The sequence below is a fragment of the Yersinia rochesterensis genome, assembly GCF_003600645.1.
Taxonomy (GTDB): Bacteria; Pseudomonadota; Gammaproteobacteria; order Enterobacterales; family Enterobacteriaceae; genus Yersinia; species Yersinia rochesterensis.
Genome location: NZ_CP032482.1, coordinates 1,860,334 through 1,886,643, shown reverse-complemented (window position 1 = coordinate 1,886,643; position 26,310 = coordinate 1,860,334). Strand labels below are relative to the sequence as shown.

Genomic DNA, 26,310 nt, shown 5'->3' with positions numbered 1-26,310 from the left:
TGCGATGTTTTCGCACGGTCCCCATACAACGTACTTTTGCTCTCCGTGCGGTCAAAGTTGCAGCTTGAGCGTATTGGCGTATGGTTAATAGGTATCATAAGCAGCGACTATGATTACATCATCAGCATTATTCAATAAATATGATTGGAGCAAAGCGAGATGGCGAAAATTCTAGTGCTTTACTATTCCATGTATGGGCATATCGAAACACTTGCCGGCGCAATTGCCGAGGGTGCCCAAAAAGTCAGCGGCGTTGAAGTGACCATTAAGCGCGTGCCGGAAACCATGTCAGCCGATATTATCGCCAAAGCGGGAGGGAAAACCAACCAAAAAGCCCCCGTGGCAACCCCGCAAGAGTTAGCTGATTACGATGGCATCATTTTCGGTACGCCAACTCGCTTTGGTAATATGGCGGGGCAAATGCGTACATTCCTTGATCAAACCGGTGGGCTGTGGGCTTCCGGCGCATTGTATGGCAAAGTCGCCAGTGTATTTGCCTCTACTGGAACCGGCGGCGGGCAAGAACACACTATCACTTCAACCTGGACCACCTTAGCCCATCACGGTTTTATCATTGTCCCTATCGGCTATGGTGCCAAAGAGCTATTCGATGTTTCGCATACCCGTGGTGGCACGCCTTATGGCGCAACCACTATTGCTGGCGGTGATGGTTCCCGCCAACCTAGCGCGGAGGAACTCGCCATTGCACGTTTCCAGGGCGAACATGTAGCGAAAATCACAGCCAAATTAACGCGTTAAAGGGTCAGAAAAAGCACCGCAAAAGTGGTGCTTTATTTCAATATGCTATAAATAATTCGAGTTGCAGGAAGGCGGCAAACGAGTGACAAATCGGTGAAAACCGATTTGAACAGCATTTATGCTAGCCCGTAGGGTGAGCCTCTTTGAGGCTCATTAATCCTCAGGAGTTTACACAAGTAAGTGGCTGGGGTGACAAATCTGCCGGGAGCAGATTTGAACGCTGCTTGCAGCGGCCTCGCAGAGGCGAGGCCCATGGACGGGCCGAGTAGTGAGAGCAGCTAACACACATGCAGCTTGAATTATGACGAGTACATTAAGCTTCCAGTAATCCTTGCGCCAGATAGTGATTAGCATCCGCCACCCCCGGTAAGACGAAGAAGTAGCCCCCGCCAATAGGTTTTACATACTCTTCGAGCGCTTCTCCATCCAGCCGTTTTTGCACGGTCAAAAACGCTTTTTCTAAATCAGACTGATAGCAGACAAATAATAGTCCCATGTCCAATTGCCCCGAATTTGATACGCCCAGTGAATAGCTGTAGCCACGGCGCAGCATCAAGTTATTCTGAGTTTCCGCCGTGCGCGGATTGGCCAGCCGAATATGCGCATCCATCGGGATCACTTTGCCGTCAGGGTCTTTAGTGTAATCCGGTTCATCATGCTCATGTATCATGCCCAAAGGCGCACCGCTGTGTTTATCACGGCCAAAAATAGTTTGCTGTTCTTGCAAGGGCGTCCGATCCCAGAACTCGACTTTGAAGCGGATAATTCGCGCCGCCTGATAGCTCCCCCCTACCGCCCAGGCAGGTTCTCCGGCATTTCCCTGAACCCAGACTACTTGATTCATCAGCGGCTTATCACTGGTTTTCGGATTGGCGGTTCCGTCTTTAAAACCTAACAAATTGATGGGCGTTTCTTTACCTCTGCTGCGAGCGGCATGGGCAGAAATAAACCCTTCGCGCTTCCAGCGAACACTGAGAAGATCCGGCGAATGCTTGATAATATCGCGCAACGCATGGATCACGGTTTCATTAGTATTAGCGCAAATTTGCAGCAATATATCACCATGACACAAACCCGCATCCAATGAATCATTAGGAAAGCGGCTCATTCTCTGAAGCCGCAGTGGTTTTTGCCCTTGCAAGCCAAAACGCTCATCAAACAGCGAATCGCCGACAGAAACAGTGATCGTCAGGTTATCGGGATAAATTTCCGGCCCCATAATGCCCGAATCCAATGGCGGCAGTTTCGCATTCACTGAAGGCGCATGTCCGCCAGTGGTCAAAAAAGCAATACGCTCAGTTAATAGCTTGAATAGCCGAATCAATGCGGTTTTATCTGTTGCCAACACATCAAATGCCACCAACATCATCGCCGCTTGCTGCGAGGTTAATACGCCAGATTGATGCTGACCGTAAAAAGGCTGTTTTTGCCAGCGATCATCTTGCGCGGAAGCAGCCTCTGGAGTAGGACAATCCGCAGCACGGGCTATTTTTGCCGCACCGAGCGCCAATGCGCCACTCATCATCCCCATTCCCAAGAGCAAACGCCGACGAGAGGGTAAAACGGCCTCATTATCTTTATCTTGCTGATACGGCCCGTGTTGCGGGCCGGTTTTCTTACTCATTTTAATGCCTCAATCCAGACCCAATACGCCACGCAGTTGAGCAAGGTCTTCTGCCAGTGCCGTAATCGGCCCTTTCATCGCATTGCGATCTGCATCGGTTAACTTCTCGTAGGATTCGTAGCCATCTTTAGTGCGGTATTTCGCTAATATGCCAGCAACTGTGGCGAAGTTGGCATCGATCTTATCCAATAATGGTTTATCGGCTTTTTCCAGCAATGGCCGCAACAGATTAACAATTTTCTGTGCGCCATCGACGTTTGCCTGGAAATCCCACAAATCTGTGCGGCTATAGCGATCTTCTTCACCACTGATTTTACTGGCGGCCACTTCTTCAATTAAACCTGCAGCCCCACCCACGACTTTGTTCGGCGCAAATGTTAGGCCGGTAATACGTTTTTGCAGTTCCAGCGTGTCTTGATACAGTTGGTCAGCAAATTTATCAGCCCCTTTGGTGGTATTGTCGCCAAATAGGATTTTTTCTAAACGGTGGAAACCAGTGAATTTTGGATCAGCCGCTTTCTGTTCAAAATCGTCTTCACGGGCATCAATACTGCCGTCCAAATCAGAGAACAATTCAGCAATCGGTTCGATACGCTCATAATGCTGACGAGTCGGTGCGTAGAGCTTACGGGCTAAGGCCAAATCACCTTTTTTCACTGCATCAGTGAAAGCTTTGGTTTGAGTGACTAACTGAGCCACTTCTTGAATAACATACACTTTATACTCGGCAATCGGCCCCACCAGTGCCATGGCATCCGGCTTGGTCGCAGTGTCAGAACCAGCAGTAACGGTCAATTTACCTTTAGGGTTACTGAGTAAACCACAGGTCATATCGTATTCACCCGGTTCCAGGTTGGCAGTCATTTTCTGGGTAAAACCTGGCGCGATATTCTCACGTTCTTCAACCACCATAACCCCTTTCAGGATTTCCCACTCCAACCCTTTTGGGCTGGCATTGTGAACAATAAACTGTGTTTTACCGGCGGGGATAGACAGCGCCATTGGCTCACATTGTTTATCAGTGACAGTGATTTTAACCTGAGGAATATCAGCAGCCTGTGCGCTAATGGCGAAAACAGGCAATGCCAGTAAGGCGGCATGTAGAGCTGTGCGACGGAAGAACCGGTTAGACATGTGATAAATCCCTGAATTATTGGTTAGTTTTCCGCGCAGCCGGTACGGTTAAAGTCGCCGTGGCGCGTGGTGGAAGGAAAAAGAAAATCAATGCCGGAATCAAATAAATAAAGTAGACCGCGACTTCACTGACGGTAGGAGCTTCCTGATAGCCAAACATGCCCTCGAGGAAGGTGCCCAATAAAGAGTGTGTTGAAAGCACATTGGTCAGGTCAAAAGCGATATCTTGGAAATAGTTCCACAGGCCGGCTTCATGAAAGGCTCTTATCGCCCCAGCAGCAAGACCAGCGGCCACAAACAGAATAAACAGGCTGGTCCATTTGAAGAATTTAGCCAGATGTAATTTAACGCCGCCCCAGTAGATAGCTATACCGACCAAAATAGCGCAGCTCAGGCCCAATATTGCGCCGATGGGTGCGCCAATTCCGACATCCTGCTGAAAAGCAGCTAATAAAAAGAAAACTGACTCCAGACCTTCGCGCGCCACGGCAAAAAAGACCATTGCGACTAATGCCCATCCTTGGCCTCGGCCTTTTTTACTATCAAATTTCAGGGCGTTATCAATAGCCCCTTCTAAGTGAACTTTGACTGACTTAGAGACTTTGCGCATCCAGAAAACCATATAGGTTAATATGCAAACCGCCACCACGGCGATAATCCCTTCGAACAGCTCTTGTTGTTTTTGTGGGAACTCACCGGTGGTTTCATTAATAAATATACCGATAGCCAGGCAAAGTGCTGCGGCGGTGATAACCCCCACCCATACTGCCCCCATCCATTGACCGCGTTGAGTACGTTTAAGATAACTGGCGATCAAGCTGACAATCAGCGCCGCCTCCAGCCCTTCACGAAACATAATAAGAAATGGGACAAACATGCTAAACACCCCTGAGGTGGGCAGTAAGGAAAATATGCGATTAAGAACATCGTCAATAAACGTAAAGAAAAGTAAAACGATAGTGATTATCATTCTGGCAAAAAGAAATTCAAGAGGCGGAATAAGAATATTGTTAAGCAAACTGTGGCAAGTTGTTTCTGGCGGGTTAAATAGCAAATAAATTCATTAGGATACAAATTAATGCAGTAATGAAGTCCAGGCGGTATTTTCTATAAAAAAGCCCCCTGTTTTGCAGGAGGCTATGTGGATTAAAGATAAAAGTTATTTTTAGACAGTTTTAAACTCAGCTTCCGCCTGACGAAAACGTTCGGTCATCGCATTGCTCGGGCTTTTACCCAGTAAACTCACCACTAGGATCGCGATACTGGCGAACAAGAAACCGGGGATAATTTCGTATAAACCCAACCAGGCATATTGCTTCCAAACAATCACCGTAATTGCGCCGACCAGCATCCCCACCAACGCACCATTGCGGGTCATCCGTGGCCACATGACTGAAATTAGAACCACTGGCCCAAAGGCCGCACCAAAGCCCGCCCAAGCATAACTCACCAGACCAAGCACCCGGTTATCGGGGTCCGCTGCTAATGCGATGGCAATTAACGCCACCAACAACACCATGGCACGCCCCACCCAGACCAACTCTTTCTGGCTGGCTTTTTTACGCAGAAACGCTTTGTACAAATCTTCCGTTAATGCACTGGAGCACACCAATAATTGGCAGCTTAACGTACTCATTACCGCCGCCAAAATCGCAGACAGCAAAATACCGGCCATCCATGGATTGAACAGCAACTTGGCTAATTCAATAAAGACGCGCTCACCATTTTGAGTCACACTTCCGGCGTATTGCGGATTGTTCTCGAAGTAGGCAATCCCGAAGAAACCCACGGCAATAGTCCCTGCCAAACACAGAATCATCCAGGTCATACTGATACGGCGGGCGCTACGAATAGTGCGGTGAGAGTCTGCCGCCATAAAACGCGCCAGAATATGTGGCTGACCAAAATAGCCCAAGCCCCAACCCAGCAGAGAAAGGATAGCAACCAGATTCAACCCTTTGAACATATCAATATTGGCAGGGTTTTTCGCGGCAATAACCATCACTGAGGTATCAATCCCCCCCACAGCCAGGATCACCATAATTGGGGTCAGAATCAGCGCAAAAATCATCAATGTCGCTTGTACAGTATCAGTCCAACTGACCGCCAGGAAACCGCCAATAAAGGTATAAGCGATAGTAGCCGCAGCCCCTGCCCACAAGGCGGTGCTGTAGTTCATGTCAAAAGTGCTTTCGAATAACCGCGCTCCGGCAACGATTCCTGAAGCACAATAAATAGTAAAGAAGACTAAAATAACTACGGCTGATATTACCCGTAACAGCTTGCTTTTATCTTCAAAACGACTGGTGAAATAGTCCGGTAAGGTCAGAGCATTATTATTCGCTTCGGTATGAACCCGTAAACGGCCAGCCACTAATTTCCAGTTTAAATAAGCACCAATGGTCAAACCTATAGCTATCCAGCTCTCGGATATACCCGACAAAAAGATAGCCCCCGGTAATCCCATTAATAACCAGCCGCTCATATCGGAAGCCCCAGCGGACAATGCCGTCACCACGCTCCCTAAACTTCGCCCGCCTAGAATATAGTCATCAAAGCTTTTGGTCGCCCGATAAGCCACAAGACCAATGAGGATCATCCCAACAATGTAAACTAAAAAAGTCACCAACATCGGTGTATTCATGGTCATGCTATATCTCCATTTTGTATATTATCGTTTTAATATCCCATGATATTGAGTGTTTGCCTTGTAAGGCTGCACCATGCTTTCTCTCTGGTTTGTCGGAACGTGACACTGAGTTGCACCAGAGATGGGCGCTAAAATCTGAAATACACTACACGTTAGCAAATGGCTATCTTGCGGTTGCTATCTTGTAGTTGCTATCCTAGTTGAGTCTTTTCTTCCGCCACAACAATTTAAACAAATTTATTACAAAAATTTCACTCTGCGTCACATTAAGCCCTGTTGGTAGTGACACCCAACACGACAAAATGAGTGATACTTAAGGTAACCCCCCTAAAAACCTACTGTTATTAGTGCCAGCAACAGTTTTACTTAATATTTGAACAATCTGGATCACCGGATAATTGTTAAAAACAAGACTGAATTCACACTTCGCTTATACAGCCGATTTAACACGGTTGCACAAAGTTGCAACATGCTTGATATTGTTTGCATTAAAATACTAACCACCCTGATTAAGGAGCCGGACAGTATGGCTAGCACTACAATGGGCGTGAAGCTCGACGAAGCAACACGCGACCGAATTAAGGCCGCCGCACAACGTGTTGATCGCACACCACACTGGCTGATTAAACAGGCCATTTTTAACTATTTGGAGCGGCTGGAAAATAACAGCGAATTACCGGAACTCCCAATGGCACAGACGTCCTCTTCATCTGAAGCGGACGATATTATGCCGCAAATTACTGAGAATAATCATCAACCTTTCTTAGAATTCGCCGAACAAGTGTTGCCACAATCCGTTACCCGAGCAGCCATTACAGCGGCCTACCGCCGCCCGGAAACAGAAGCCATTCCTATGTTATTGGAACAGGCCCGTTTACCCGAAGATTTAGCCCAAGCAGCGCATCAACTCGCTTATTCCATTGCTGAGAAACTAAGAAATCAAAAAAGCGCTAATGGTCGTGCCGGTATAGTGCAAAGTTTGCTGCAAGAGTTTTCCCTGTCGTCCCAAGAGGGCGTGGCATTGATGTGTCTTGCGGAAGCACTGCTGCGTATTCCTGACAAACCAACTCGTGATGCGCTGATCCGCGATAAAATCAGCAATGGCAATTGGCACTCTCACTTAGGCCGTAGCCCGTCCATGTTTGTCAATGCGGCGACCTGGGGCTTACTGTTTACCGGCCGTTTGGTCTCAACTCATAATGAAACCAAACTTTCCAGTTCATTAAATAGGATTATCGGTAAAGGGGGGGAGCCGCTGATCCGCAAGGGCGTAGATATGGCAATGCGCCTGATGGGTGAGCAATTCGTCACCGGTGAAACTATCGCCGAAGCCTTAGCCAATGCGCGCAAACTGGAAGATAAAGGGTTCCGCTATTCTTACGATATGTTAGGGGAAGCGGCGCTGACGGAAGCCGATGCTCAGGCCTATTTGCTCTCCTATCAGCAGGCTATTCATGCTATCGGCAAAGCCTCCAATGGCCGCGGTATCTATGAGGGGCCGGGGATCTCAATCAAACTTTCGGCCCTACACCCGCGCTATAGCCGTGCCCAATACGAGCGCGTAATGGATGAGCTTTACCCACGTTTGCTGTCTCTGACTTTACAAGCCCGCCAATATGACATTGGAATTAATATTGACGCGGAAGAAGCCGATCGTCTGGAAATTTCACTCGATCTGCTGGAAAAACTCTGCTTCGAGCCAAAATTGGCCGGTTGGAATGGTATCGGTTTTGTGATTCAGGCTTACCAGAAACGCTGCCCGGCCACCATTGATGCAGTGATTGAACTGGCGCAGCGCAGCCGCCGCCGGCTGATGATTCGCCTGGTCAAAGGGGCATATTGGGACAGCGAAATAAAACGCGCTCAAGTGGATGGTTTGGAAGGTTATCCGGTTTATACCCGCAAGGTTTATACCGATGTTTCTTATCTGGCCTGCGCGCGTAAGTTATTGGCCGTCCCTAGCCTGATTTATCCACAATTTGCGACACACAACGCACATACTTTATCTGCAATTTATCATCTGGCCGGACAAAACTACTATCCCGGCCAATACGAATTCCAATGCCTACATGGTATGGGTGAACCGCTGTATGAGCAGGTGGTGGGTAAAGTTGCTGAGGGCAAGCTGAACCGCCCATGTCGCATTTATGCCCCGGTTGGTACTCATGAAACCTTGCTGGCTTATCTGGTACGCCGCCTGTTGGAAAACGGGGCCAACACTTCATTTGTCAACCGCATTGCGGATGCCACACTGCCGCTGGATGAGCTAGTGGCTGATCCGGTCAGTGCAGTAGAAGCCATTGCAGCCAGTGAAGGCCAACTTGGTTTACCGCACCCGCGCATTCCTTTACCGCGTGAGTTGTATGGCGAGAAACGAGCTAACTCCAGCGGTTTGGATCTGGCGAACGAGCACCGTTTGGCATCTCTTTCCAGCGCTCTGCTGGCCAGCGCGAGCCAAGTGTGGCGGGCAGAACCGCTGATTAATGCAGAACTTGATAGCGGCGCGGAACAGGGTAATAAAATGGAACAGCCGATCATCAACCCGGCAGAACCGGCAGATATCGTCGGCTACGTTCGTGAAGCAACCGATGCAGAAGTCAGCCGTGCATTGGATGCAGCCGCCAGTGCCGGGGCGATTTGGTTTGCCACTCCCCCTGTCGAGCGCGCCGCTATTTTAGTGCGTGCTGCCGAGTTGATGGAAAATCAGATGCAAACACTGATGGGCATACTGGTGCGTGAAGCCGGTAAAACCTTCAGTAACGCGATTGCAGAAGTCCGTGAGGCGGTTGATTTCCTGCATTATTATGCCAGAATGGTGCATGATAACTTTTCCAATGATAGCCACCGCCCACTCGGCCCAGTAGTTTGCATCAGCCCGTGGAACTTCCCGCTGGCGATATTTACCGGTCAGGTTGCTGCCGCATTAGCCGCTGGTAATAGTGTTTTGGCAAAACCGGCGGAGCAAACCCCGCTGATTGCTGCTCAAGCAGTGCGTATCTTGCTGGAGGCCGGTATCCCACAAGGTGTGCTCCAATTGCTTCCCGGCCAGGGTGATAGTGTCGGCGCAGCCTTAGTTAATGATGCCCGCGTGCGCGGCGTGATGTTTACCGGTTCAACTGAAGTGGCGGCTATTTTACAACGCAGCATCGCCGGCAGACTCGATCCACAAGGCCGTCCAACCCCGCTGATTGCCGAAACTGGCGGTTTGAATGCCATGATTGTTGATTCCTCGGCGCTCACTGAGCAAGTGGTGACCGATGTAGTCGCCTCAGCCTTTGATAGCGCCGGTCAGCGCTGCTCGGCCTTACGGATCCTCTGTATTCAGGATGATGTTGCCGAGCACACGCTACAAATGCTGCGGGGCGCCATGGCTGAATGCCGCATGGGTAACCCAGAGCGCCTGTCTACCGATATCGGGCCGGTTATTGATACGCAAGCCAAAGCGGGTATTGAACGACATATTCAAGCAATGCGAGCTAAAGGGCGCAAAGTGTATCAAGCCGCCAGAGCCAATAGTTTGGACGAAACAGAGTGGCAGCGCGGGACTTTTATCAAACCGACATTAATAGAACTGGATAGCTTTGATGAGCTACAAAAAGAAGTTTTCGGCCCGGTTCTGCACGTCGTGCGCTTCCAGCGCCAAAATATCAGTGCGCTAGTCGACCAAATTAATGCTTCTGGTTATGGTTTAACGTTAGGTATTCATACCCGTATTGATGAAACCATTACTCAAGTCACTGAAAAAGCCAAAGTGGGGAATCTCTACGTCAACCGCAATATGGTTGGGGCCGTAGTTGGCGTCCAACCTTTTGGCGGTGAAGGCCTCTCCGGGACGGGGCCTAAAGCCGGTGGCCCACTGTATCTGTATCGCCTCCTGTGTAGCCGGCCAGAAGATGCAGTAATCAACACGCTTGTTCATCAGGATAATGGGCAAGTGCAAAATATCTTAGGCCGTGAAGCACTACAAACGGCCCATCATGCTCTGGCTAAATGGGCTAATGAGCACCAGAATACTGCATTAATTCAGTTGGCTGCGCGTTATGGTGAGCTGGCACAAGGCGGCACTGTCCGGCTATTACCGGGGCCTACCGGTGAACGAAACACCTACGCCCTGTTACCTCGTGAACGTATCCTGTGTCTGGCAGATACAGAGGCGGATGCACTGACACAATTGGCTGCAGTTTTGGCGGTCGGGAGTGAAGTGCTATGGCTGGAAAATACGCTACAAAAAGACTTATTCCGCACATTACCCACGGTTGTAAAATCACGCATTACTTTCGCGAAAGATTGGCAAACAGCTAACATCACCTTTGATGCCGTTATCTATCATGGAGATGCAGATCAACTACGCACCTTATGCGAGCAGATAGCGCAAATTGATGGGCCAATTGTCTCAGTACAAGGCTTTGCACGCGGTGAAACCAATATCCTGCTAGAGCGTTTGCTCATTGAGCACTCATTGAGTGTCAATACTGCAGCCGCGGGTGGGAATGCCAGCTTGATGACTATCGGCTAAGCTTTCAGGTAATGAATATGTATAAGTGAGTTTCATCTACCAAGGCCCTTCGGGGCCTTATTTTTTGACTTAAGCAATAACACCGCCAGCGGAATCTTTTCCGAGAGTCCCCGCAATTCGGGGTGCAAAACTGCAAGCATCTTCTTTTTCTCCAGTCATATCCTGCATCATTGAACTAGCGCCCTTGTGTCCTTAAGTGAGTCTAACCCATTATTAATTAAAACAAACCGCTGGGCGGTACATGCGCTTAGCTTTCTTCTTAGTGAATATATTGTGTACAACAACATTCAGAGGTGATAATTATATTCATGGCTGATAAAAAAATTATCAATGAAACGCATCAAATTGCTAGCCGACGGGGAAATGGTCAATTGCGCCGTGAAATATGGGTTGACCGTTTCGGTACCATCACCCGTTATAATTTGGCTTATATTAATCACTGTCTATCGCAAGGTGATAATGGTCGGGTCATCGGTTATGACAATGCCCATGGTTTTCATCACCGCCATTACTTGGGCGCAATTGAATCAGTTGATTTTGTCAGCTTTGAACAGATAGAAGATTGCTTTCAAAAGGATTGGACTTCACTAAGGAGAAGTTAATGGACAAGCTAGTCATCAAAACAGCAACGGAAGATGATTTTTTTAAACGAGGCAAAAAACTCGCTACTCTCGCCGATGCGGGGCAAACATTACCGGAAGAGCACACCATTACGTTCGAAGACCCGCTAGAGATGGTGCGGGTATTAAGTGCCGCACGGATTGTTCTGCTACGAACAGTGAAAATGTATCCGGGTTCTATCACCTCCCTCTCTACTCGCCTAAAAAGGGATCGTAGTGCCGTCACTCGTGATGTGGCTATTCTGAAAAAAGCCGGGTTGGTCACTGTTGAACAAAAAGTGTTACCGGGCCATGGGCGGATGAAAGAAGTTAAAACAACAGCTTATCGCCTTAAACTCGAGGCCTTCCTTTAGAATTCTTGCCAATAAAACCATTATCAATAAAACTATCACCAAAACGGGGGCTAGATGATTGCCCCCACAATGACTTGGCATGTCTCGCTGGAAATCAGGTTAATCAGCGATTATTCAAAAATTTATCAAGGAACTGCCGCGTACGTTCATGCTGTGGATGAGCAAACAGCTCTTTTGCTGGCCCTTGTTCAACAATGCGCCCGTGGTCCATAAAGATAACGCGGTCCGCCACATCACGAGCAAAACTCATTTCATGAGTGACGATAACCATCGTCCGCTTTTCTTCTGCCAGTGCGCGAATAGTGCCTAATACTTCGCCCACCAGCTCCGGGTCCAATGCAGATGTCGGTTCATCAAACAGAATAACCTGAGGTTGCATCGCCAGTGCTCGTGCTATAGCTACTCGTTGTTGCTGCCCGCCGGATAAGCGGCGAGGATAGGCGTCTTCCTTGCCACTTAATCCAACTTTTGCCAGCAACTCACGCGCACGTTTTTCAGCCTCTGCTCGTTTTTCGCCTTTGACGATAACCGGCCCTTCAATAATATTTTCCAGCACCGAACGATGCGGAAACAAATTGAAGCTCTGGAAGACAAACCCGACTTTCTGCCGCAATGCCCGAACTTGCCGCTGCTGCTTGCTAATAGGGATACTGCCATCAATCTCTATATCACCGACGCGAATAATTCCAGAGTCAGGGATCTCAAGCAGATTGATGCTACGCAACAGAGTCGTCTTACCGGAGCCGCTCGGGCCAATGATCGCAACCACTTCACCGCTATTCACTTCAAGTGAGATACCGTGCAGCACCTGTTGACCTTTAAACTGTTTGGTCAGTTTTTTAACGTCGATGGTACTCATGGTTACTCCTGATCCTGACGATTAACATGCGCTTCCAAGCGATTTTGTAATGCTGACAACACTGTTGCCATGATCCAATAAATCAGCGAGGCCGCCAGATACATAGTGAAAACTTCCAAGGTGCGGGAGGTCACCAATTGCGCTTGTCGGAAAAGTTCGGGAACCTGGATAGTCGCGGCCAGAGAAGTGTCTTTGACTAAACCGATAAAGCTGTTACCCAACGGGGGCAAAGCAGTACGGCCAGCTTGCGGTAATATCACCCGATAGAGGGTTTGCCACCGCGTCATCCCGATACTGGCGGCGGCTTCCCACTGCCCTTTCTCAATGGATGAAATAGCGGCTCGCAATGTCTCTGATGTATAAGCTGCGGTATTGAGTGATAAGCCAATCAAGGCGGCAGGCATAGGATCCAGCTCAATCCCAAATTGCGGTAAACCGTAATAAATCATAAACAGTTGGGCAATTAATGGGGTACCACGGAAAATGGAGACGTAAAAGCGAGAGAGAAGTGAAAGGGGCAAGAAGCGAGATAACCGCATCATGGCTAACATAAAACCTAATGCCAGACCAAAGAACATCCCCCCCAGACTAAGCTGGAGGGTAAACCAAGCACCTTTCAATAAAAATGGTGCTGAATCCAGCACCAATTGAATACTTTCTTGCATTATTTAGTGACATCCGCGCCAAAATATTTTTCGGAAATCTTGGCCAAAGTGCCGTCTTCTTGCATTTCAGCAATGGCTTTGTTGATAGCCGCTAACAACTCAGGGTTGTTCTTACGCAAAGCTATACCAGATTCCTGACGGGCAAATGCCGGGCCTGCAGCCGCTAAAGTGTTATTGGTTTTCTTCACCAAATCCAATGCCGCTAAACGGTCAACTAAAATAGCATCTGTACGACCTACACGAAGATCTTGATACTTAGTTGGGTCATCATCATAGGTACGAATATCAACATCTTTTAGATTCTCACGTAACCATTGCTCATAGTTACTGCCCAACCCGACACCCACTTTTTTGCCGACCAGATCTTCAGGCTTGTTGAAATTGCCTTCATTACCTTTTTTGGTCAGAACCTGAATACCCGAAACTGTATAAGGCGTTGAGAAATCGTATTTTTTCTTGCGCTCATCTGAAATGGTAACTTGGTTAATCGCCACATCAATACGCTTAGATTCCAATGAGGCCAACATACCATCCCATTTGGTCGGGGTGATTTTTGCTTTGACGCCCATATGCTGCGCCAGAGCATTGGCGAAATCCACTTCAAAACCCGTAAGCTTGCCGTCTTCACCTTGGAAACTAAACGGTGGATAAGTTCCTTCCAACCCGACAATCAGAGTTCCTCGATCCTTAACCTGATCTAACAGGTCACCCGCAGCGTAAGATTTCACATTCAGGCCTGTTGCCAGCGCAACTGCCACCATACCCAAGACCATCCGACGACGTACAATTGAAAAGCCCATACATACTCCAACTGTCATGTTTATTTTTGATATTCAACACTTTATCAGTGTTTTTAATGGATTAAAGGAATATAAACTAATAACGATAGCTATAAATGGAATAAGCAATAACCAAAGACTACACCTGCGGATGATAAGCAAATAGCGCAGGTGCACCGCCGGTATGAATAAACAAAATCGGGCCATCATCGCGAAACTTGTTCTGCTCGAGGCCATCCAGTAAACCAGCCATCGCCTTACCGGTATAAACCGGATCCAACAATATCCCCTCCTGCCTTGCCAACAGCCCAATTGCCGCCAGCCCTTCTTCGTTGGGCATGCCATATTGCGGTGCGAAATAATCATCCCACAGGGTAATGTCTGCCAACGCGTCAGTGAACCCAAGAGATTCGGCGAGTGTTTTCTGGATATCTGTCACTTTCGGGCGCTGTTCTTGTGCTTTACGCGAGACAGTGACGCCAATCAGTTCTGCTTGGGGTAACAGTTGCTGTAAACCCACGGCCAGCCCTGCATGGGTACCCGCGCTACCGGAAGCTACAACCACCGAACTAAAGGTGACATTCCCGGCCGACTGAGCCGCAATTTCCAATGCGCATTGCACATATCCCAAGGCACCTAGAGCATTAGATCCCCCGACTGGCACAACATATGGACGAAAACCCTGAGCCTCGATACGGGTTGCCAACTCAGCCAATTGTTGGTTTGGATCATGTAATCCATCACACATCACCACATCAACATTAAACAAATCCAGCAGCAATCGATTGCCATTGGTCAGATAGTTTTCCTGCGAGGTACCGATAGGATTCTCAAGTAATGCAACACAATGTAATCCCAATTTTGCAGCAACCGCCGCCGTTTGCCGCACATGGTTAGATTGGATAGCGCCAGCGGTAATCAGTGTATCAGCGCCCTGCCTCAGTGCATCCGCCGCTAAAAACTCCAATTTACGCAGCTTATTGCCCCCAAGCGCCAGCGGCGTGACATCATCACGTTTGATATAAATTTCACGTCCCAGATAATCGGAGAGTCGCGATAGTTTTTCCAACGGCGTGGCATTACCGACCAGATCCAAACGCGGAAATTGCGCCAATTTGTGTTGAAGCGTCACAGGCCCCCCAAGAAATTAATCAAGTTATTTTAACTCTGACCCAAAGCAATTGGCGTTAAAGATCAACAGTATGCGAACCCCAATGAACTGATTTAAGCCAGTGACTCGGGTAAGTGGGTGCTGCTAACCCTGCTACTTCAAGTACAAAATGGAAATATAGATTTATCAGAAGTAATCGTAATAATCACTTATTTTTATTATAGATGCCGGAGAACAATAATGCAGGGGAATGCATTAGATAATAAAACGCCCAGTCAAGGAAAACCTTGCTGGGCGCGGAATCACTGAAAATATTGATTTAATAATTTTACGTTATATTAGCGGTAGTCTCGGTAAAAACACCGAGTTTTCTCAACTAAGGTCAACCCGTCATTAGCCTTAGTAGCTTTTTTGCCATGCTAAATATTGACCATATTTACGCAAAGCAATACGGTAATTGTTATGTGCGGCATTTGGCAGTTCATCAATAATACTTTGATGAAGAGTTTCACTGGCGCATGTTTCTCTGGTAAATGTTTCTGCTGGATAATTTCTTGCAACCAGCATTTCATCTAAGCGACGTAGACGCACAACATATTCGCGCACAGTGCTATGGCTCATTTCAGTTTGTTCAAATAAATACTGTTTGAACGCCATAATATCGAAATAACCCGGTGTGCTATTGCAATATATCTCACTGCAAAAACGGCATAACGCGGTTAATTCATGCTGAAGCTTTAACCAGACTTGATCATCAATCGGTTGATCCATTCCGGCAATGGCTTCTTTATTGATAATTTGTCCGCGAAAAACCAACGCCATACGATCAAGCTGTTTATGACAATGTGAACAATGAGTTTGACCGTGCTTATAATCTTTTAAATAACGGCTCAGCGGCCGCTTTTTTAACTGAAGTCCTGGCATAAGAAGACCTGCATTAATAAAGTTAAACACTGTGATGTCACTGAGCGAAAATGAATTAAGAGTCGTTATTCAGGCGGCTGCGTAAGCGTTTTATCGCCTGGCTATGAAGCTGGCTGACGCGGGATTCCCCCACTTCCAGCACGGCTCCGATTTCTTTCAGGTTCAGTTCTTCCTGGTAATACAGCGTCAACACCATTTTTTCACGTTCCGGCAGGGCCTCGATCGCTTCAATAACACGTTGGCGCAGATTTCCTTCCAATAAATGTTGTAGCGGGTTGGCATCCTCATGCCCTTCCAGCATCGGCTCGACACTTTCACCCTGTTCTTCCCGCCATTCGTCATAGGAAAAAAGCTGGCTGTTGTTGGTATCCAACAAGATCTGACGGTACTCCGCCAAATCGATATCAAGGAGTTGTGCGACTTCCTGCTCAGTCGCTGGACGCCCGAGCCGCTGCTCCACCTTTTGCATGGCACTGGCGACTTCGCGCGCATTGCGCCGCACACTGCGCGGTGCCCAATCTCGGCTGCGCAGTTCATCCAACATCGCGCCACGTATGCGCTGTACCGCATAAGTGGTAAATGCGGTTCCTTGTAAAGCGTCATAACGCTCAACAGCATTCAGCAGACCAATCCCCCCAGCCTGCAACAAATCATCCAATTCCACACTGGCGGGCAGGCGCACCTGCAAGCGCAATGCTTCATGGCGAACCAGAGGAACATAGCGTTGCCAGAGGGAATTCTTGTCCATCACGCCTTCGGCGGTATACAGATCACTCACTAGACAGGCACCTAAGGGTAAGAGAGTCGTACCATTATCCTGTCCGGTCAGCCAGCCAATCGCCTGAATAGGCCTACAAAAAGGCGGCTATTTGACTTATGCCCATGACTTTTACTGTTAACCCATTGCAAGGATTGCAAATAAAGAGCGCTAAATAGCGGCAAAAAATCCCTAAAAATAAATAATTAGCGCCAGATTTGAACTTATATTCTAAGGAAATAACCCTGTCGATTATTTCCTTAGCGTAAAATTCCTATCGCGATATAAAAACCCCGCCGAAAAGGCGGGGCTGAATAATGCAGTGTTTCTGAGGAATTAACGCAGCAGAGACAATACAGTTTGTGGAACCTGATTGGCCTGAGCCAGTACAGAAGTCCCTGCTTGTTGCAGTATGTTCGCACGGCTCATGTTAGATACTTCAGTAGAGTAATCAGCATCCTGGATGCGGCTACGTGCTGAAGTCAGGTTATTGATGGTGTTACCCAGGTTGGTAATGGCTGAGTCGAAACGGTTTTGTACCGCACCCAAGCCACTACGCAGTGCATCAACTTGTGCCAGCGCTTTATCAACAGTCGCCAGTTGGTTCTCGGTTGATTTCTCAGATGCAGCAGCATCTTCGTTGATCAGAGTCACGTTGCCGTTAGCGGTGCGGGACATGTACATAGTCTTGCCAGCAGCGTTAGTGATTTCATCACCTTTGGCGTTAGCAGTGTACGCGGTGCCGTTAACAGTCAGGGTGCTGCCGGTTTTAGTCGCGCCTTTTAAATCCAAGTCAGCTAAAGTTGCAGCGCGGTTATTTTCAGTCGCTTTGGTGGTTAAACCGCCACCAACAACAGAGGAGAACAAAGCGCTAGAAGTTTTCACTTCAGCAGCGGTACCGGTAGCCGCAGTACTAGCTGATGTTGTGAAATCAACACTTTTACCATCAACAGTTGCACTGTATACACCGTTACCATTTGCATCAGCAGCTGTTTTAACAGTGAATTCCATGCCTTCAGCGGTGAATTTATCACCAACGGCTTTACCCACAGACGCAGCTGCAATAGAAGTAGCTTCAGTGCCTGCTTTTGCCGTCGCGGTATAAACCGTAGATGCAGTGTTAGGAGTCGTTGCTGTAGCGGAGAATGCACCAGTACCTGCATCAATATATTGTGCTGCGCCAGCGCCATTAGTCACGGCACCAGAGTTAATATCTACTTTATAGGCTACTGCAGGAGTACCAACATTATAGTTAGTGCTACCAGTGGCTTTGAACTGAGAAGTCAAATCATCAACAGAGGCTTGTTTAGCACCATCAACGTTGAAGCCTTGCAGGCCCAGGCTTTTTGAGTCAATTTTTTCCAGATTGATGCTGATAGTTTCGCCATCGTTAGCGCCAACCTGAACTTTCATGCTGCTGTTGCCAGCCAGAACTTTCACGCCGTTGAACTGAGTTTGGTCAGATACGCGGTCGATTTCGTCCAGACGTTGTTGAATTTCGTCCTGGATTGATTTCAGGTCAGAAGATGAGTTAGAACCGGTTGCAGCCTGAACACTCAGCTCACGAACACGTTGTAAGTTGTTGTTGATTTCGCCCAACGCACCTTCAGTGGTTTGCGCCAGAGAGATACCGTCGTTTGCGTTACGAGAAGCCTGAGTCAAGCCTTTGATATTAGAGGTGAAGCGGTTAGCGATGGCCTGACCCGCTGCATCGTCTTTTGCACTGTTGATACGCAGACCAGAAGACAAACGCTCAATGGCGGTGCCTAAAGAAGACTGTGATTTATTCATGTTGTTCTGAGTCGTCAGAGACAGGGTGTTAGTGTTAATTACCGCCATAGTGATATTCCTTAAATGCTGTTGGGTTATGGTTTGGGCTTACTGCCCACGGCTTCATCACCGTCCCAACTTGTATCGGCGTTCTTTAAGGAACCTTTAGACATTCCGGTAAATAATTTTAAAATTTTCTGAAATTGATTAATAATCTATTCTTTAATTGACACTCTACTCAATGGGGCAAATAACGCCCTAGTATCCCCTGTTATTCTGCCCATCATAAATTCTATTTTATGTGTAAACTTTTTGTCTCTCTGGCCGATAACCCCTGTAACGACACTTGAATATTAAGGATTAGAAATGGCAAGTATCAGTTCGCTGGGTATCGGTTCAAATATGGAGCTAGGCACTTTATTGGATAAGTTAAGTGCATCGGAGCAAACTCGCTTAACTCCGCTAACTAACCAGCAGACCAGTTATAAAGGTAAACTCACCGCCTATGGTGTATTACAGAGCGCATTAGCTAAATTAGAAACTGCATCAGCGGCCCTAAAAAAAGCAGATACGCTAGCCACGACTTCTGTCACCAGCACCAACACTGCATTCGCAGCGACCACCGGTAGCGGCGCAACAGCCGGAAGTTACACTGTCGAAGTAACCAATTTGGCTAAAGCGCAATCACTGCTTTCTGGTGAGGTGCCAAACACAACAGATAAACTGGGCAATAGTAACGACAGTCGTACCATTACGATAAAACAGCCGGGTCAAACTAAGCCATTGGAAGTTAAGTTGGCCAGTGAGCAGACTTCTTTGACCGGCATTCGTGATGCGATTAATAAACAAGAAGGTAGCGTTACTGCCAGCATTATGAAAGCGGATGATGACACTTATTATCTGGCACTCACCTCAAAGGAAACGGGTACCAAATCAGAAATGACCGTCAGTGTCAGTGGTGATGACACCTTAAATAATTTCCTGAATTATACGCCTGGCAGTACCGGTGGCAGCGGTGCAATGACACAAAAAGTGAAAGCAGAAGATGCCGCACTGACGGTTAATGGCGTGGCTATTACCCGTCAAAGCAACACCATTACCGATGCTCCACAAGGGGTAACGCTGACCTTAAAAGCGGTAACCAAGAAAGATGAACCTGAACAACTGACAATTACTCGTGACTCCACGGCAACCAAAGCCGCGATTCAAACATTTGTTGATTCCTATAACTCACTACAAACGACATTTGCCTCTTTAACTAAATATACCGCTGTTGAACCAGGTAAAGATCAATCAACCAGCAATGGCGCATTAGTTGGCGATGGGACATTGCGTAGTATTCAGACACAGCTAAAAAGTCAGTTGGCCTCAGCACAAGGGGGGGATGTAAAAACCCTGGCTGCAATGGGTATCACTCAAGACCTTGATGGAAAATTAGTCATCGACTCCAAAAAGCTTGATAAGGCGTTGACTGACCAACCTAATAGTGTGACCGCATTTTTTGTCGGCGACGGTAAAACTACAGGTTTCGCCACTCAAATAGATAACCTGTTAAACACCGCGCTAGATACCACTAAAGGCTCATTAAAAACAGCCACAGATGGTATAGACAAATCGCTGAAATCATTAGAAAAACAGGTTACATCGACCACTGATAGTATTAACGCCACCATTGAGCGATATAAAGCACAATTTACCCAATTAGATAAATTGGTGAGTTCATTAACCAATACCGGTAATTTCTTAACTCAGCAATTTTCTTCATAAGGGATAGGACATGTACAATCGATCAGGGGTTCAAGCTTATACTCAAGTAGGCATGGAAAGTGGTGTAATGAGTGCAAGCCCTCATCAATTGATCGTGATGCTGTTCGACGGGGCGCAAAGCGCCCTGGTTCGCGCCCGCATCTTGATGAATCAGGGAGATATACCAGCCAAAGGCGCTGCATTATCCAAAGCTATTAATATCATTGATAATGGGCTAAGTGCGGGACTGGATATGGAGAAAGGTGGTGAGCTGGCCGAAAACTTATCAGCCTTGTATGACTATATGACACGGCGCTTGCTGCATGCCAACTTACATAATGACGAACAGGCTATTACTGAAGTGCTCGCTTTGCTCGAAAATATTGCGGATGCCTGGCGGCAGATCGGCCCCAATTATCAACCAGATTAGGACCCCATTAAATGGAACGTCACCAGCACCTTTTGTCCGATTATCAACAAATCCTGACCCTCAGTGAGCAAATGTTAGTGCTGGCGACCGAGGGTAATTGGGATGCGCTGGTTGATCTAGAAATGATTTATCTTAAAGCAGTTGAAAGCACCGCCCATGTCACTATTTCTTCATGCTCATCGCTAGCACTGCAAGAGTTATTACGAGAAAAGCTTCGTGCTATTTTGGATAATGAAATTGAGATTAAGCGTCTATTACAATTGCGTCTTGATGCATTAAGTGAGTTGGTTGGCCAGTCAACAAAGCAACAGGCGGTGAATAATACTTATGGTCAGTTTCCTGACCATGCATTATTGTTAGGTGAAACTCAGTAATATTCAATTCATAAAATCATAAAATTTCGATGAATTACTGAGCAATAAGATAAATTTGAAATTATTAACATGACAATAGATTTTTAATGTCATTATTTTTAACATGGAATTATATTAATAGTAACAATTACTCATATCTAACTGGCTATCACTCTCACTCCTAATGCTTTTCGCTAAGATAGTCGGTTATTGTCATTTTTCTATTAAAATAAGTTGCCAGCCAGCTATTCAAAGCGTAAAGATATTCTCAGGCTAAAATTGTGAAATGAATGTCGATGGAACGTATAATTAATTTTTGCCCTGGAGTGGGTAGCTCTGCACATATTATTCAACACACAGAGCTACTGCTCACCTCCGTCTATATTGAGCAACCTTTGCTCATTATGGTTAACCGTGGGCATAAAATTATTCGCTGGGATAATCAGGAATGCACTATCCGAGCAGGTGAAATAGTTGCCATCAGTAGCGGCCAGACAATTGATATTGTTAATGGCTTATCTGACGATGGGTTATTTTTTAGTCACCAACTGCGTTGTGACCCGCATTTGATAGCGACCTTTGCTAATCATCCCGCATCAACTGGCCTTAGCGTTATTCCTGGAGTTATGCCGGTGCGTAATTTAGCACCGGAATTTATGAATACATTCGGGAGTACATTTAAAGCAATATCCGATATAGGTGATATTCCCCCGGCGATCATCAGGCACCGCATGCTGGAATTGTTACTTTGGTTAGCACAATGTGGTGTTAAATTTAGATTAAACGATGACAGGTCATTAAGTGAGAGAGTGCGCCGTTGTCTGGCACTTGACCCACACAAAATATGGTCAGCGGCTGCAGTTGCCGATCATATGGCAATGAGTGAAGTGGTATTACGGCGAAAATTAGCGGCCGAAAATATACTCTTACGGGATTTGATGATTGATGTGCGCATGACCAGTGCTCTACGTTTGTTACAAGGTACCGACTGGCCAATTTCATTGATTGCTAATCAGGTAGGTTACGAGAGCGCATCACGTTTTGCCGAACGTTTTCGCAAGCGTTTTGGATTTGCTCCTACAGCCATACGTGGGCATCATCGTTTACAACCTCCCAATAACGACCCACCAGAAGTCAATTATCATCATTATTTAAACCTGATTTAGGGCCTAACACACATCATACTTCAAATTGCCTGTGTGCCCACTATCAACGCCTACATCCGTATTTAGGTATCCACATCTTTTATCGATAATCATCCTGACTGCTAAATACTGCTTTTAGATATTCCACACGTTAAAACCTTATTTTTTAATACCATCACTAGATTTTTCTTCCAATAATATTGGATTGATATCAATAAAAATCTTTACAATCATGCGATTAGACATAACTTACTGAAAAAAATAAGAATATGCTAGTTAGACAGGTGCATTCTATGATTAAGATTGATTAAATAATAAACTATCAGGATGGACATGATGCCCAGTAACCTGTTCAAACTAAAAAAACGCTATCCTTTGCATATTCAGATTGCAGCCTTTTTCACTCTGCTGATTATCTCAATTGGTACTGTGATCATTATTTTTGGTTATAGCCAACTGACTAAACTGACTGAAATTAGCACCAATAGCCAATATCAAAAAACAGGGGAGGCTATTGCGGCAGAATTAGATGCGATAACACGACCAATGATGATGTCCGTTAACCTCCTCGCCAGTATGCAAATCACAGAATTATCGACACTTGAACAGCGGATGGCTTTTGTGAGTAAATTTGTTGAAGTTCTGAAACAGAATGACTACGCCAGTGCTGTGTATAGCGCTTATCCTAATGGTGATTTATTTATGCTACGTCGCCTAACAGAGGCTAATCGTACATTATTTCATGCGCCAGAAGGTGCTGAGTGGATGATTCAAAGTAATCGTTTTCTCGATAGCTTACCGGAGAAACGTTTTATTTATCTGAATGAGAAACTGCAGCCCATTGCTGTAATGCCACGCGATAATGATAACTATGATCCCAGGAGGCGAGATTGGTTTATTCTGGCCTCGGCAAGCCCCAACTTGGTCACCTCCCCTATTTATATTTTCAAAGGTACTGGTGAAACTGGTTTTACCTATAGTCGCCGATCTGAAAATAATCAGTCAATTATTGGGTTAGATGTTTCCCTAGCCTCATTATCACAATTTTTAATAAGACAAAATCTACCTCTGGGTAGCCAAGCCATTATTATAAATTCTCGTGGTGAAATTATCGCGAGCCTACCTAATCCGCAAGAAAACACAGCAAACCCAATGGATGCGGACAAACAGATTTCGGTATTACAAACATTGCTAAACACCCAAGAGAATAGCGCTGAGTACAATATTGATAATAGCCGCAGTATCATTTTTGATGCACAAGATAAGCGTTGGTACGGCTCAATTGTCGACATTAATAATAGCGGAAATAAATATCAGTTGGTCATTGCTACTCCGGCAAGCTACCTTACTGCTGATGCGAATTCAATTCGTCATTATTCAACCTTTATTGCATTTATCCTACTGTTACTCAGCTTACCTCTTGTTTGGTATTTCTCACGCAAAATATCCAATCCACTGATTCGTCTTCGCAAAGATGCTGACGCTATAAGCAACTTATACTTCGAAGAAGGCCAATCAGAGCAATCCATGATTGAAGAAGTCGATGAGTTGCACAAATCAATGTCAAAAATGAAATCAACACTGAAGCAATTCATTTCAATGGGCAATATGTTGACGGCAGAAAACAGCTTCTTCCGACAAATGCAGGGGTTATTAAGTGAAACGACAGAAATTGCAGCAATGACTGGTGGGATTATATTTCTTGCCGATAAAGATGGAGGGATATTTACACCGACGGCGTTTCGCTGGCATGGCGAAAATATTCCAGTGGCAGAAATGGCGTCATTAGATATAAAAGAAAATAATTTCGCCACTTTCCAGCCAGTGCTAGCAGGGCAAACCATTGCTGGAACTTTAAATGAAAATAATATATTCAGTCAATTACAAGACTTTCTGCAACCTTATTTGCCACTGCGTTTTGTTGCTGTACCCATGAAAACTCATGATAAACAACTCTTGGGTTTTTTATTGCTATTTACCCCGTATCAATTAAATGCAGAGCGTGAACATTCTAAAATTCAATTAGTTAATGCACTGGTCGGTAGTTTATCTGTTTCAGTAGAAACTCAGAAGTTATTACAAGAGCAAAAAAACCTGCTCAATGCATTTATTGAGCTCATTGCGGGTGCTATTGATGCCAAAAGTGCTTATACCGGTGGGCACTGTCAGCGAGTGCCCCAAATAACCAAAATGCTCGCCAGAGCTGCGGTGAATATCAAAGAAGGGCCTTTCGCTAACTTTAGTTTATCTGAGAATGAGTGGGAAGAACTGCATACAGCATGCTGGTTACATGACTGTGGCAAGATAACCACACCTGAATTTGTGGTGGATAAATCAACTAAACTGGAGTTAATTTATGACCGTATCCATGAAATACGGATGAGGTTTGAAGTCTTAAAATGCGAAAAAGAGATCGATTTCTTGCGCCGCCATGCCACGATTAATGCTAATGACACTGAACAACAATTATTGGTGGCTGAATTGCGTCAGTTGGATGATGACTTTTACTTTATCGCGCACTGTAATATCGGCGGTGAATTTATGTCCGATGACGCCATAGCGCGTATCCAGCACATTGCCGGGTATCACTGGACTCGCACATTAGATGATAATGTCGGTATTGCTCACGAAGAACGCGAGCGTAAAGCTCGACAGCCAGTTGCCTCAATACCCGCGCTAGAACCGATGCTGGCAGATAAGGAAGAACATCTCATTTACCGAGATAGTAACAATAAGCGCAAGGAATATTATGATTTCAAAGTACCAGAACCGACTTTGCTTTATAACCGAGGTGAGATTTATAACCTCAGTATTCGGCGTGGAACATTGACAGAAGAAGACCGCTATAAAATTAATGAACACATTATGCAAACAATTGTGATGCTCAAAAAACTGCCTTTCCCGCGCACCATGGCAAATGTAGCCGCTATTGCTGGTGGGCATCATGAGCGCATGGACGGTAAAGGATATCCTTGCCAACTCACTTATAAACAGATGAGTATTCCAGTACGAATGATGGCTATTGCCGATGTATTTGAAGCCCTGACCGCAGCCGACCGCCCTTATAAACCAGGAAAGTTATTATCCGAAGCACTGAATATTATGCTAAATATGGTGAATGAAAATCACCTGGATAGAGAACTGTTTATTTTATTCCTACAATCCGGCATCTGGCAGGAATACGCCATTACCTACCTGCAAGCCGATAAAGTAGATAATATTGATATTTCAGCTTTACTGCAAAAACTTGGCAACCAGGATATTTCGCTGGCAGAAACTGTTTAAAAGACAAGAAAGAGAGAGTAATGGCTGAACAGTAACGCTATGCTAAATCTCATCTTGAGAGGTTTTTATTGGAGTCAGCGAATGTTCTACAACTACGGTGAGATAGAGATTAATCATCTTAAGCGGCGGGACAAAAAGATGGCGGCGGCTATTGAGCGGCTCGGAATGATAGCCCGCCCATTATCACCGGATTTGTTTGCTGCATTAATCAGAAATATCGTTGACCAGCAAATATCAGTTAAAGCGGCGCTCACTGTTAACGCACGCCTGTTGGCATTATTGGGTACAGTGACACCGCTCACGGTTGCCGCTGCGTCTATAGAAGCAATTCAAGGCTGCGGGATGACCATGCGTAAAGCCGGATATATCAAGGGCGCAGCCGACGCGGTACTCAATGGTTCACTGGATTTATCCGCTATTTCTCAGTTACCCGATAATGAGGTTATTTCCCAGCTATCAAATCTTAATGGTGTGGGTATTTGGACCGCAGAAATGTTGCTTATTTCTTCACTTTCTCGCCCAGACATTCTCAGTTGGGGAGATTTGGCCATCCGCCGCGGTATGATGAATTTATATCGCCACAAAACGCTACCGCGAGAACGTTTTGAACAATATCGCCGCCGCTACACGCCTTATGGCACAACTGCATCATTGTATTTATGGGCATTGTCACATGAAGAGATGGTATGACACAGTTTATAGCGGTTATTGATATATTTCTCTATTCCTCAAGATACTGTCCCCCCATTCTGTCTAAAGCATTTGCCAGCCATCTAATATTATTGCATGACGGGTTTGGGGCCCCAAACTTTGAAGTACAGGAACTTTTC

The 26,310-nt window shown here is 46.2% G+C and carries 21 protein-coding genes; 10 read left to right on the top strand and 11 right to left on the bottom strand.

Features of this window, described 5'->3' with window-relative positions; genetic code table 11:
• The first annotated feature begins 159 nt into the window (after positions 1-159).
• Positions 160-759 (top strand): NAD(P)H:quinone oxidoreductase, encoded by a 600-nt coding sequence (gene wrbA / locus DXZ79_RS08850; protein WP_038633669.1) that lies wholly within the window; start codon positions 160-162, stop codon positions 757-759.
• Positions 760-1,072: 313 nt separating this feature from the next.
• Here wrbA and efeB read toward each other — a convergent pair whose 3' ends face one another.
• The 4 genes from efeB to putP form a co-directional block, all read right to left on the bottom strand.
• Positions 1,073-2,383 carry an iron uptake transporter deferrochelatase/peroxidase subunit gene (gene efeB / locus DXZ79_RS08845; protein WP_042562362.1) on the bottom strand — a complete coding sequence of 437 codons (1,311 nt, stop codon included), beginning with the start codon at positions 2,381-2,383 and terminating at the stop codon, positions 1,073-1,075.
• 9 nt (positions 2,384-2,392) lie between these two features.
• A complete protein-coding gene (gene efeO, locus DXZ79_RS08840; RefSeq protein ID WP_038633674.1) occupies positions 2,393-3,517 on the bottom strand; it encodes an iron uptake system protein EfeO in 1,125 nt (374 codons plus the stop codon).
• Between the two features lie 16 nt (positions 3,518-3,533).
• The gene (gene efeU / locus DXZ79_RS08835; RefSeq protein ID WP_038633676.1) at positions 3,534-4,394 is read right to left on the bottom strand and encodes an iron uptake transporter permease EfeU; all 861 of its coding nucleotides are present in this window, start codon (positions 4,392-4,394) and stop codon (positions 3,534-3,536) included.
• 288 nt (positions 4,395-4,682) lie between these two features.
• Complete coding sequence (gene putP, locus DXZ79_RS08825) at positions 4,683-6,167, bottom strand: sodium/proline symporter PutP (RefSeq protein WP_038633681.1); 1,485 nt, start codon at positions 6,165-6,167, stop codon at positions 4,683-4,685.
• Between the two features lie 526 nt (positions 6,168-6,693).
• Between putP and putA the strand changes: the two genes are divergently transcribed.
• From putA to DXZ79_RS08810, 3 genes are all read left to right on the top strand, one after another.
• Positions 6,694-10,683, top strand: a complete 3,990-nt coding sequence (putA, locus tag DXZ79_RS08820) for a trifunctional transcriptional regulator/proline dehydrogenase/L-glutamate gamma-semialdehyde dehydrogenase (protein WP_120011215.1) — start codon at positions 6,694-6,696, stop codon at positions 10,681-10,683.
• A 308-nt stretch (positions 10,684-10,991) separates the two neighbouring features.
• Positions 10,992-11,285, top strand: coding sequence for a toxin-antitoxin system TumE family protein (locus tag DXZ79_RS08815; RefSeq protein ID WP_038633685.1), 294 nt, complete (start codon positions 10,992-10,994; stop codon positions 11,283-11,285).
• The gene (locus DXZ79_RS08810; protein WP_038633687.1) at positions 11,285-11,656 is read left to right on the top strand and encodes an HVO_A0114 family putative DNA-binding protein; all 372 of its coding nucleotides are present in this window, start codon (positions 11,285-11,287) and stop codon (positions 11,654-11,656) included. Before DXZ79_RS08815 ends, DXZ79_RS08810 begins: the two co-directional genes overlap by 1 nt.
• A 103-nt stretch (positions 11,657-11,759) precedes the next feature.
• On the opposite strand, the gene tcyN is transcribed toward DXZ79_RS08810, so the two are convergent.
• The 7 genes from tcyN to DXZ79_RS08775 all read right to left on the bottom strand — a co-directional run bounded on the left by tcyN (position 11,760) and on the right by DXZ79_RS08775 (position 18,590).
• Positions 11,760-12,515 (bottom strand): L-cystine ABC transporter ATP-binding protein TcyN, encoded by a 756-nt coding sequence (gene tcyN / locus DXZ79_RS08805; RefSeq protein ID WP_038633689.1) that lies wholly within the window; start codon positions 12,513-12,515, stop codon positions 11,760-11,762.
• A 2-nt stretch (positions 12,516-12,517) separates the two neighbouring features.
• Complete coding sequence (tcyL, locus tag DXZ79_RS08800; RefSeq protein WP_032820934.1) at positions 12,518-13,180, bottom strand: cystine ABC transporter permease; 663 nt, start codon at positions 13,178-13,180, stop codon at positions 12,518-12,520.
• Entirely contained in the window at positions 13,180-13,980 is an 801-nt protein-coding gene (gene tcyJ / locus DXZ79_RS08795) for a cystine ABC transporter substrate-binding protein (RefSeq protein WP_038633692.1), read from the bottom strand. Before tcyJ ends, tcyL begins: the two co-directional genes overlap by 1 nt.
• A 118-nt stretch (positions 13,981-14,098) precedes the next feature.
• Positions 14,099-15,091 (bottom strand): D-cysteine desulfhydrase, encoded by a 993-nt coding sequence (locus tag DXZ79_RS08790; RefSeq protein WP_038633694.1) that lies wholly within the window; start codon positions 15,089-15,091, stop codon positions 14,099-14,101.
• 378 nt (positions 15,092-15,469) lie between these two features.
• On the bottom strand, positions 15,470-15,994 hold the full coding sequence (gene fliZ / locus DXZ79_RS08785) for a flagella biosynthesis regulatory protein FliZ (RefSeq protein ID WP_038633696.1): 525 nt from the start codon (positions 15,992-15,994) through the stop codon (positions 15,470-15,472).
• Positions 15,995-16,049: 55 nt separating this feature from the next.
• Positions 16,050-16,772, bottom strand: a complete 723-nt coding sequence (locus tag DXZ79_RS08780) for an RNA polymerase sigma factor FliA (RefSeq protein ID WP_038633699.1) — start codon at positions 16,770-16,772, stop codon at positions 16,050-16,052.
• Between the two features lie 315 nt (positions 16,773-17,087).
• Positions 17,088-18,590 (bottom strand): flagellin N-terminal helical domain-containing protein, encoded by a 1,503-nt coding sequence (locus DXZ79_RS08775; protein WP_120011213.1) that lies wholly within the window; start codon positions 18,588-18,590, stop codon positions 17,088-17,090.
• Positions 18,591-18,887: 297 nt separating this feature from the next.
• Between DXZ79_RS08775 and fliD the strand changes: the two genes are divergently transcribed.
• The 6 genes from fliD (at position 18,888) to DXZ79_RS08745 (ending at position 26,170) form a co-directional block, all read left to right on the top strand.
• Positions 18,888-20,288, top strand: a complete 1,401-nt coding sequence (gene fliD / locus DXZ79_RS08770) for a flagellar filament capping protein FliD (protein WP_120011212.1) — start codon at positions 18,888-18,890, stop codon at positions 20,286-20,288.
• Between the two features lie 10 nt (positions 20,289-20,298).
• On the top strand, positions 20,299-20,697 hold the full coding sequence (gene fliS, locus DXZ79_RS08765; protein ID WP_038633704.1) for a flagellar export chaperone FliS: 399 nt from the start codon (positions 20,299-20,301) through the stop codon (positions 20,695-20,697).
• A gap of 11 nt (positions 20,698-20,708) precedes the next feature.
• Positions 20,709-21,071, top strand: coding sequence for a flagella biosynthesis regulatory protein FliT (gene fliT, locus DXZ79_RS08760; protein WP_038633706.1), 363 nt, complete (start codon positions 20,709-20,711; stop codon positions 21,069-21,071).
• Positions 21,072-21,346: 275 nt separating this feature from the next.
• A complete protein-coding gene (locus tag DXZ79_RS08755; RefSeq protein ID WP_038633708.1) occupies positions 21,347-22,216 on the top strand; it encodes a helix-turn-helix transcriptional regulator in 870 nt (289 codons plus the stop codon).
• 315 nt (positions 22,217-22,531) lie between these two features.
• Entirely contained in the window at positions 22,532-25,480 is a 2,949-nt protein-coding gene (locus DXZ79_RS08750) for an HD domain-containing phosphohydrolase (RefSeq protein WP_120011211.1), read from the top strand.
• A gap of 81 nt (positions 25,481-25,561) precedes the next feature.
• Positions 25,562-26,170, top strand: a complete 609-nt coding sequence (locus DXZ79_RS08745) for a DNA-3-methyladenine glycosylase family protein (RefSeq protein ID WP_038633712.1) — start codon at positions 25,562-25,564, stop codon at positions 26,168-26,170.
• Positions 26,171-26,310 lie beyond the last annotated feature (140 nt).

Bases quoted from the DNA above. Each gene is read 5' to 3' on its own strand.
- fliS (WP_038633704.1), top strand. From the start codon at position 20,299: ATGTACAATCGATCAGGGGTTCAAGCTTATACTCAAGTAGGCATGGAA.
- DXZ79_RS08750 (WP_120011211.1), top strand. From the start codon at position 22,532: ATGCCCAGTAACCTGTTCAAACTAAAAAAACGCTATCCTTTGCATATT.
- efeB (WP_042562362.1), bottom strand. From the start codon at position 2,383: ATGAGTAAGAAAACCGGCCCGCAACACGGGCCGTATCAGCAAGATAAA.
- efeO (WP_038633674.1), bottom strand. From the start codon at position 3,517: ATGTCTAACCGGTTCTTCCGTCGCACAGCTCTACATGCCGCCTTACTG.
- DXZ79_RS08755 (WP_038633708.1), top strand. From the start codon at position 21,347: ATGGAACGTATAATTAATTTTTGCCCTGGAGTGGGTAGCTCTGCACAT.
- fliZ (WP_038633696.1), bottom strand. From the start codon at position 15,994: ATGCCAGGACTTCAGTTAAAAAAGCGGCCGCTGAGCCGTTATTTAAAA.
- tcyN (WP_038633689.1), bottom strand. From the start codon at position 12,515: ATGAGTACCATCGACGTTAAAAAACTGACCAAACAGTTTAAAGGTCAA.
- tcyL (WP_032820934.1), bottom strand. From the start codon at position 13,180: ATGCAAGAAAGTATTCAATTGGTGCTGGATTCAGCACCATTTTTATTG.
- tcyJ (WP_038633692.1), bottom strand. From the start codon at position 13,980: ATGGGCTTTTCAATTGTACGTCGTCGGATGGTCTTGGGTATGGTGGCA.
- DXZ79_RS08810 (WP_038633687.1), top strand. From the start codon at position 11,285: ATGGACAAGCTAGTCATCAAAACAGCAACGGAAGATGATTTTTTTAAA.
- DXZ79_RS08815 (WP_038633685.1), top strand. From the start codon at position 10,992: ATGGCTGATAAAAAAATTATCAATGAAACGCATCAAATTGCTAGCCGA.
- fliT (WP_038633706.1), top strand. From the start codon at position 20,709: ATGGAACGTCACCAGCACCTTTTGTCCGATTATCAACAAATCCTGACC.
- fliD (WP_120011212.1), top strand. From the start codon at position 18,888: ATGGCAAGTATCAGTTCGCTGGGTATCGGTTCAAATATGGAGCTAGGC.
- putP (WP_038633681.1), bottom strand. From the start codon at position 6,167: ATGACCATGAATACACCGATGTTGGTGACTTTTTTAGTTTACATTGTT.
- putA (WP_120011215.1), top strand. From the start codon at position 6,694: ATGGCTAGCACTACAATGGGCGTGAAGCTCGACGAAGCAACACGCGAC.
- efeU (WP_038633676.1), bottom strand. From the start codon at position 4,394: ATGTTTGTCCCATTTCTTATTATGTTTCGTGAAGGGCTGGAGGCGGCG.
- DXZ79_RS08775 (WP_120011213.1), bottom strand. From the start codon at position 18,590: ATGGCGGTAATTAACACTAACACCCTGTCTCTGACGACTCAGAACAAC.
- DXZ79_RS08745 (WP_038633712.1), top strand. From the start codon at position 25,562: ATGTTCTACAACTACGGTGAGATAGAGATTAATCATCTTAAGCGGCGG.
- wrbA (WP_038633669.1), top strand. From the start codon at position 160: ATGGCGAAAATTCTAGTGCTTTACTATTCCATGTATGGGCATATCGAA.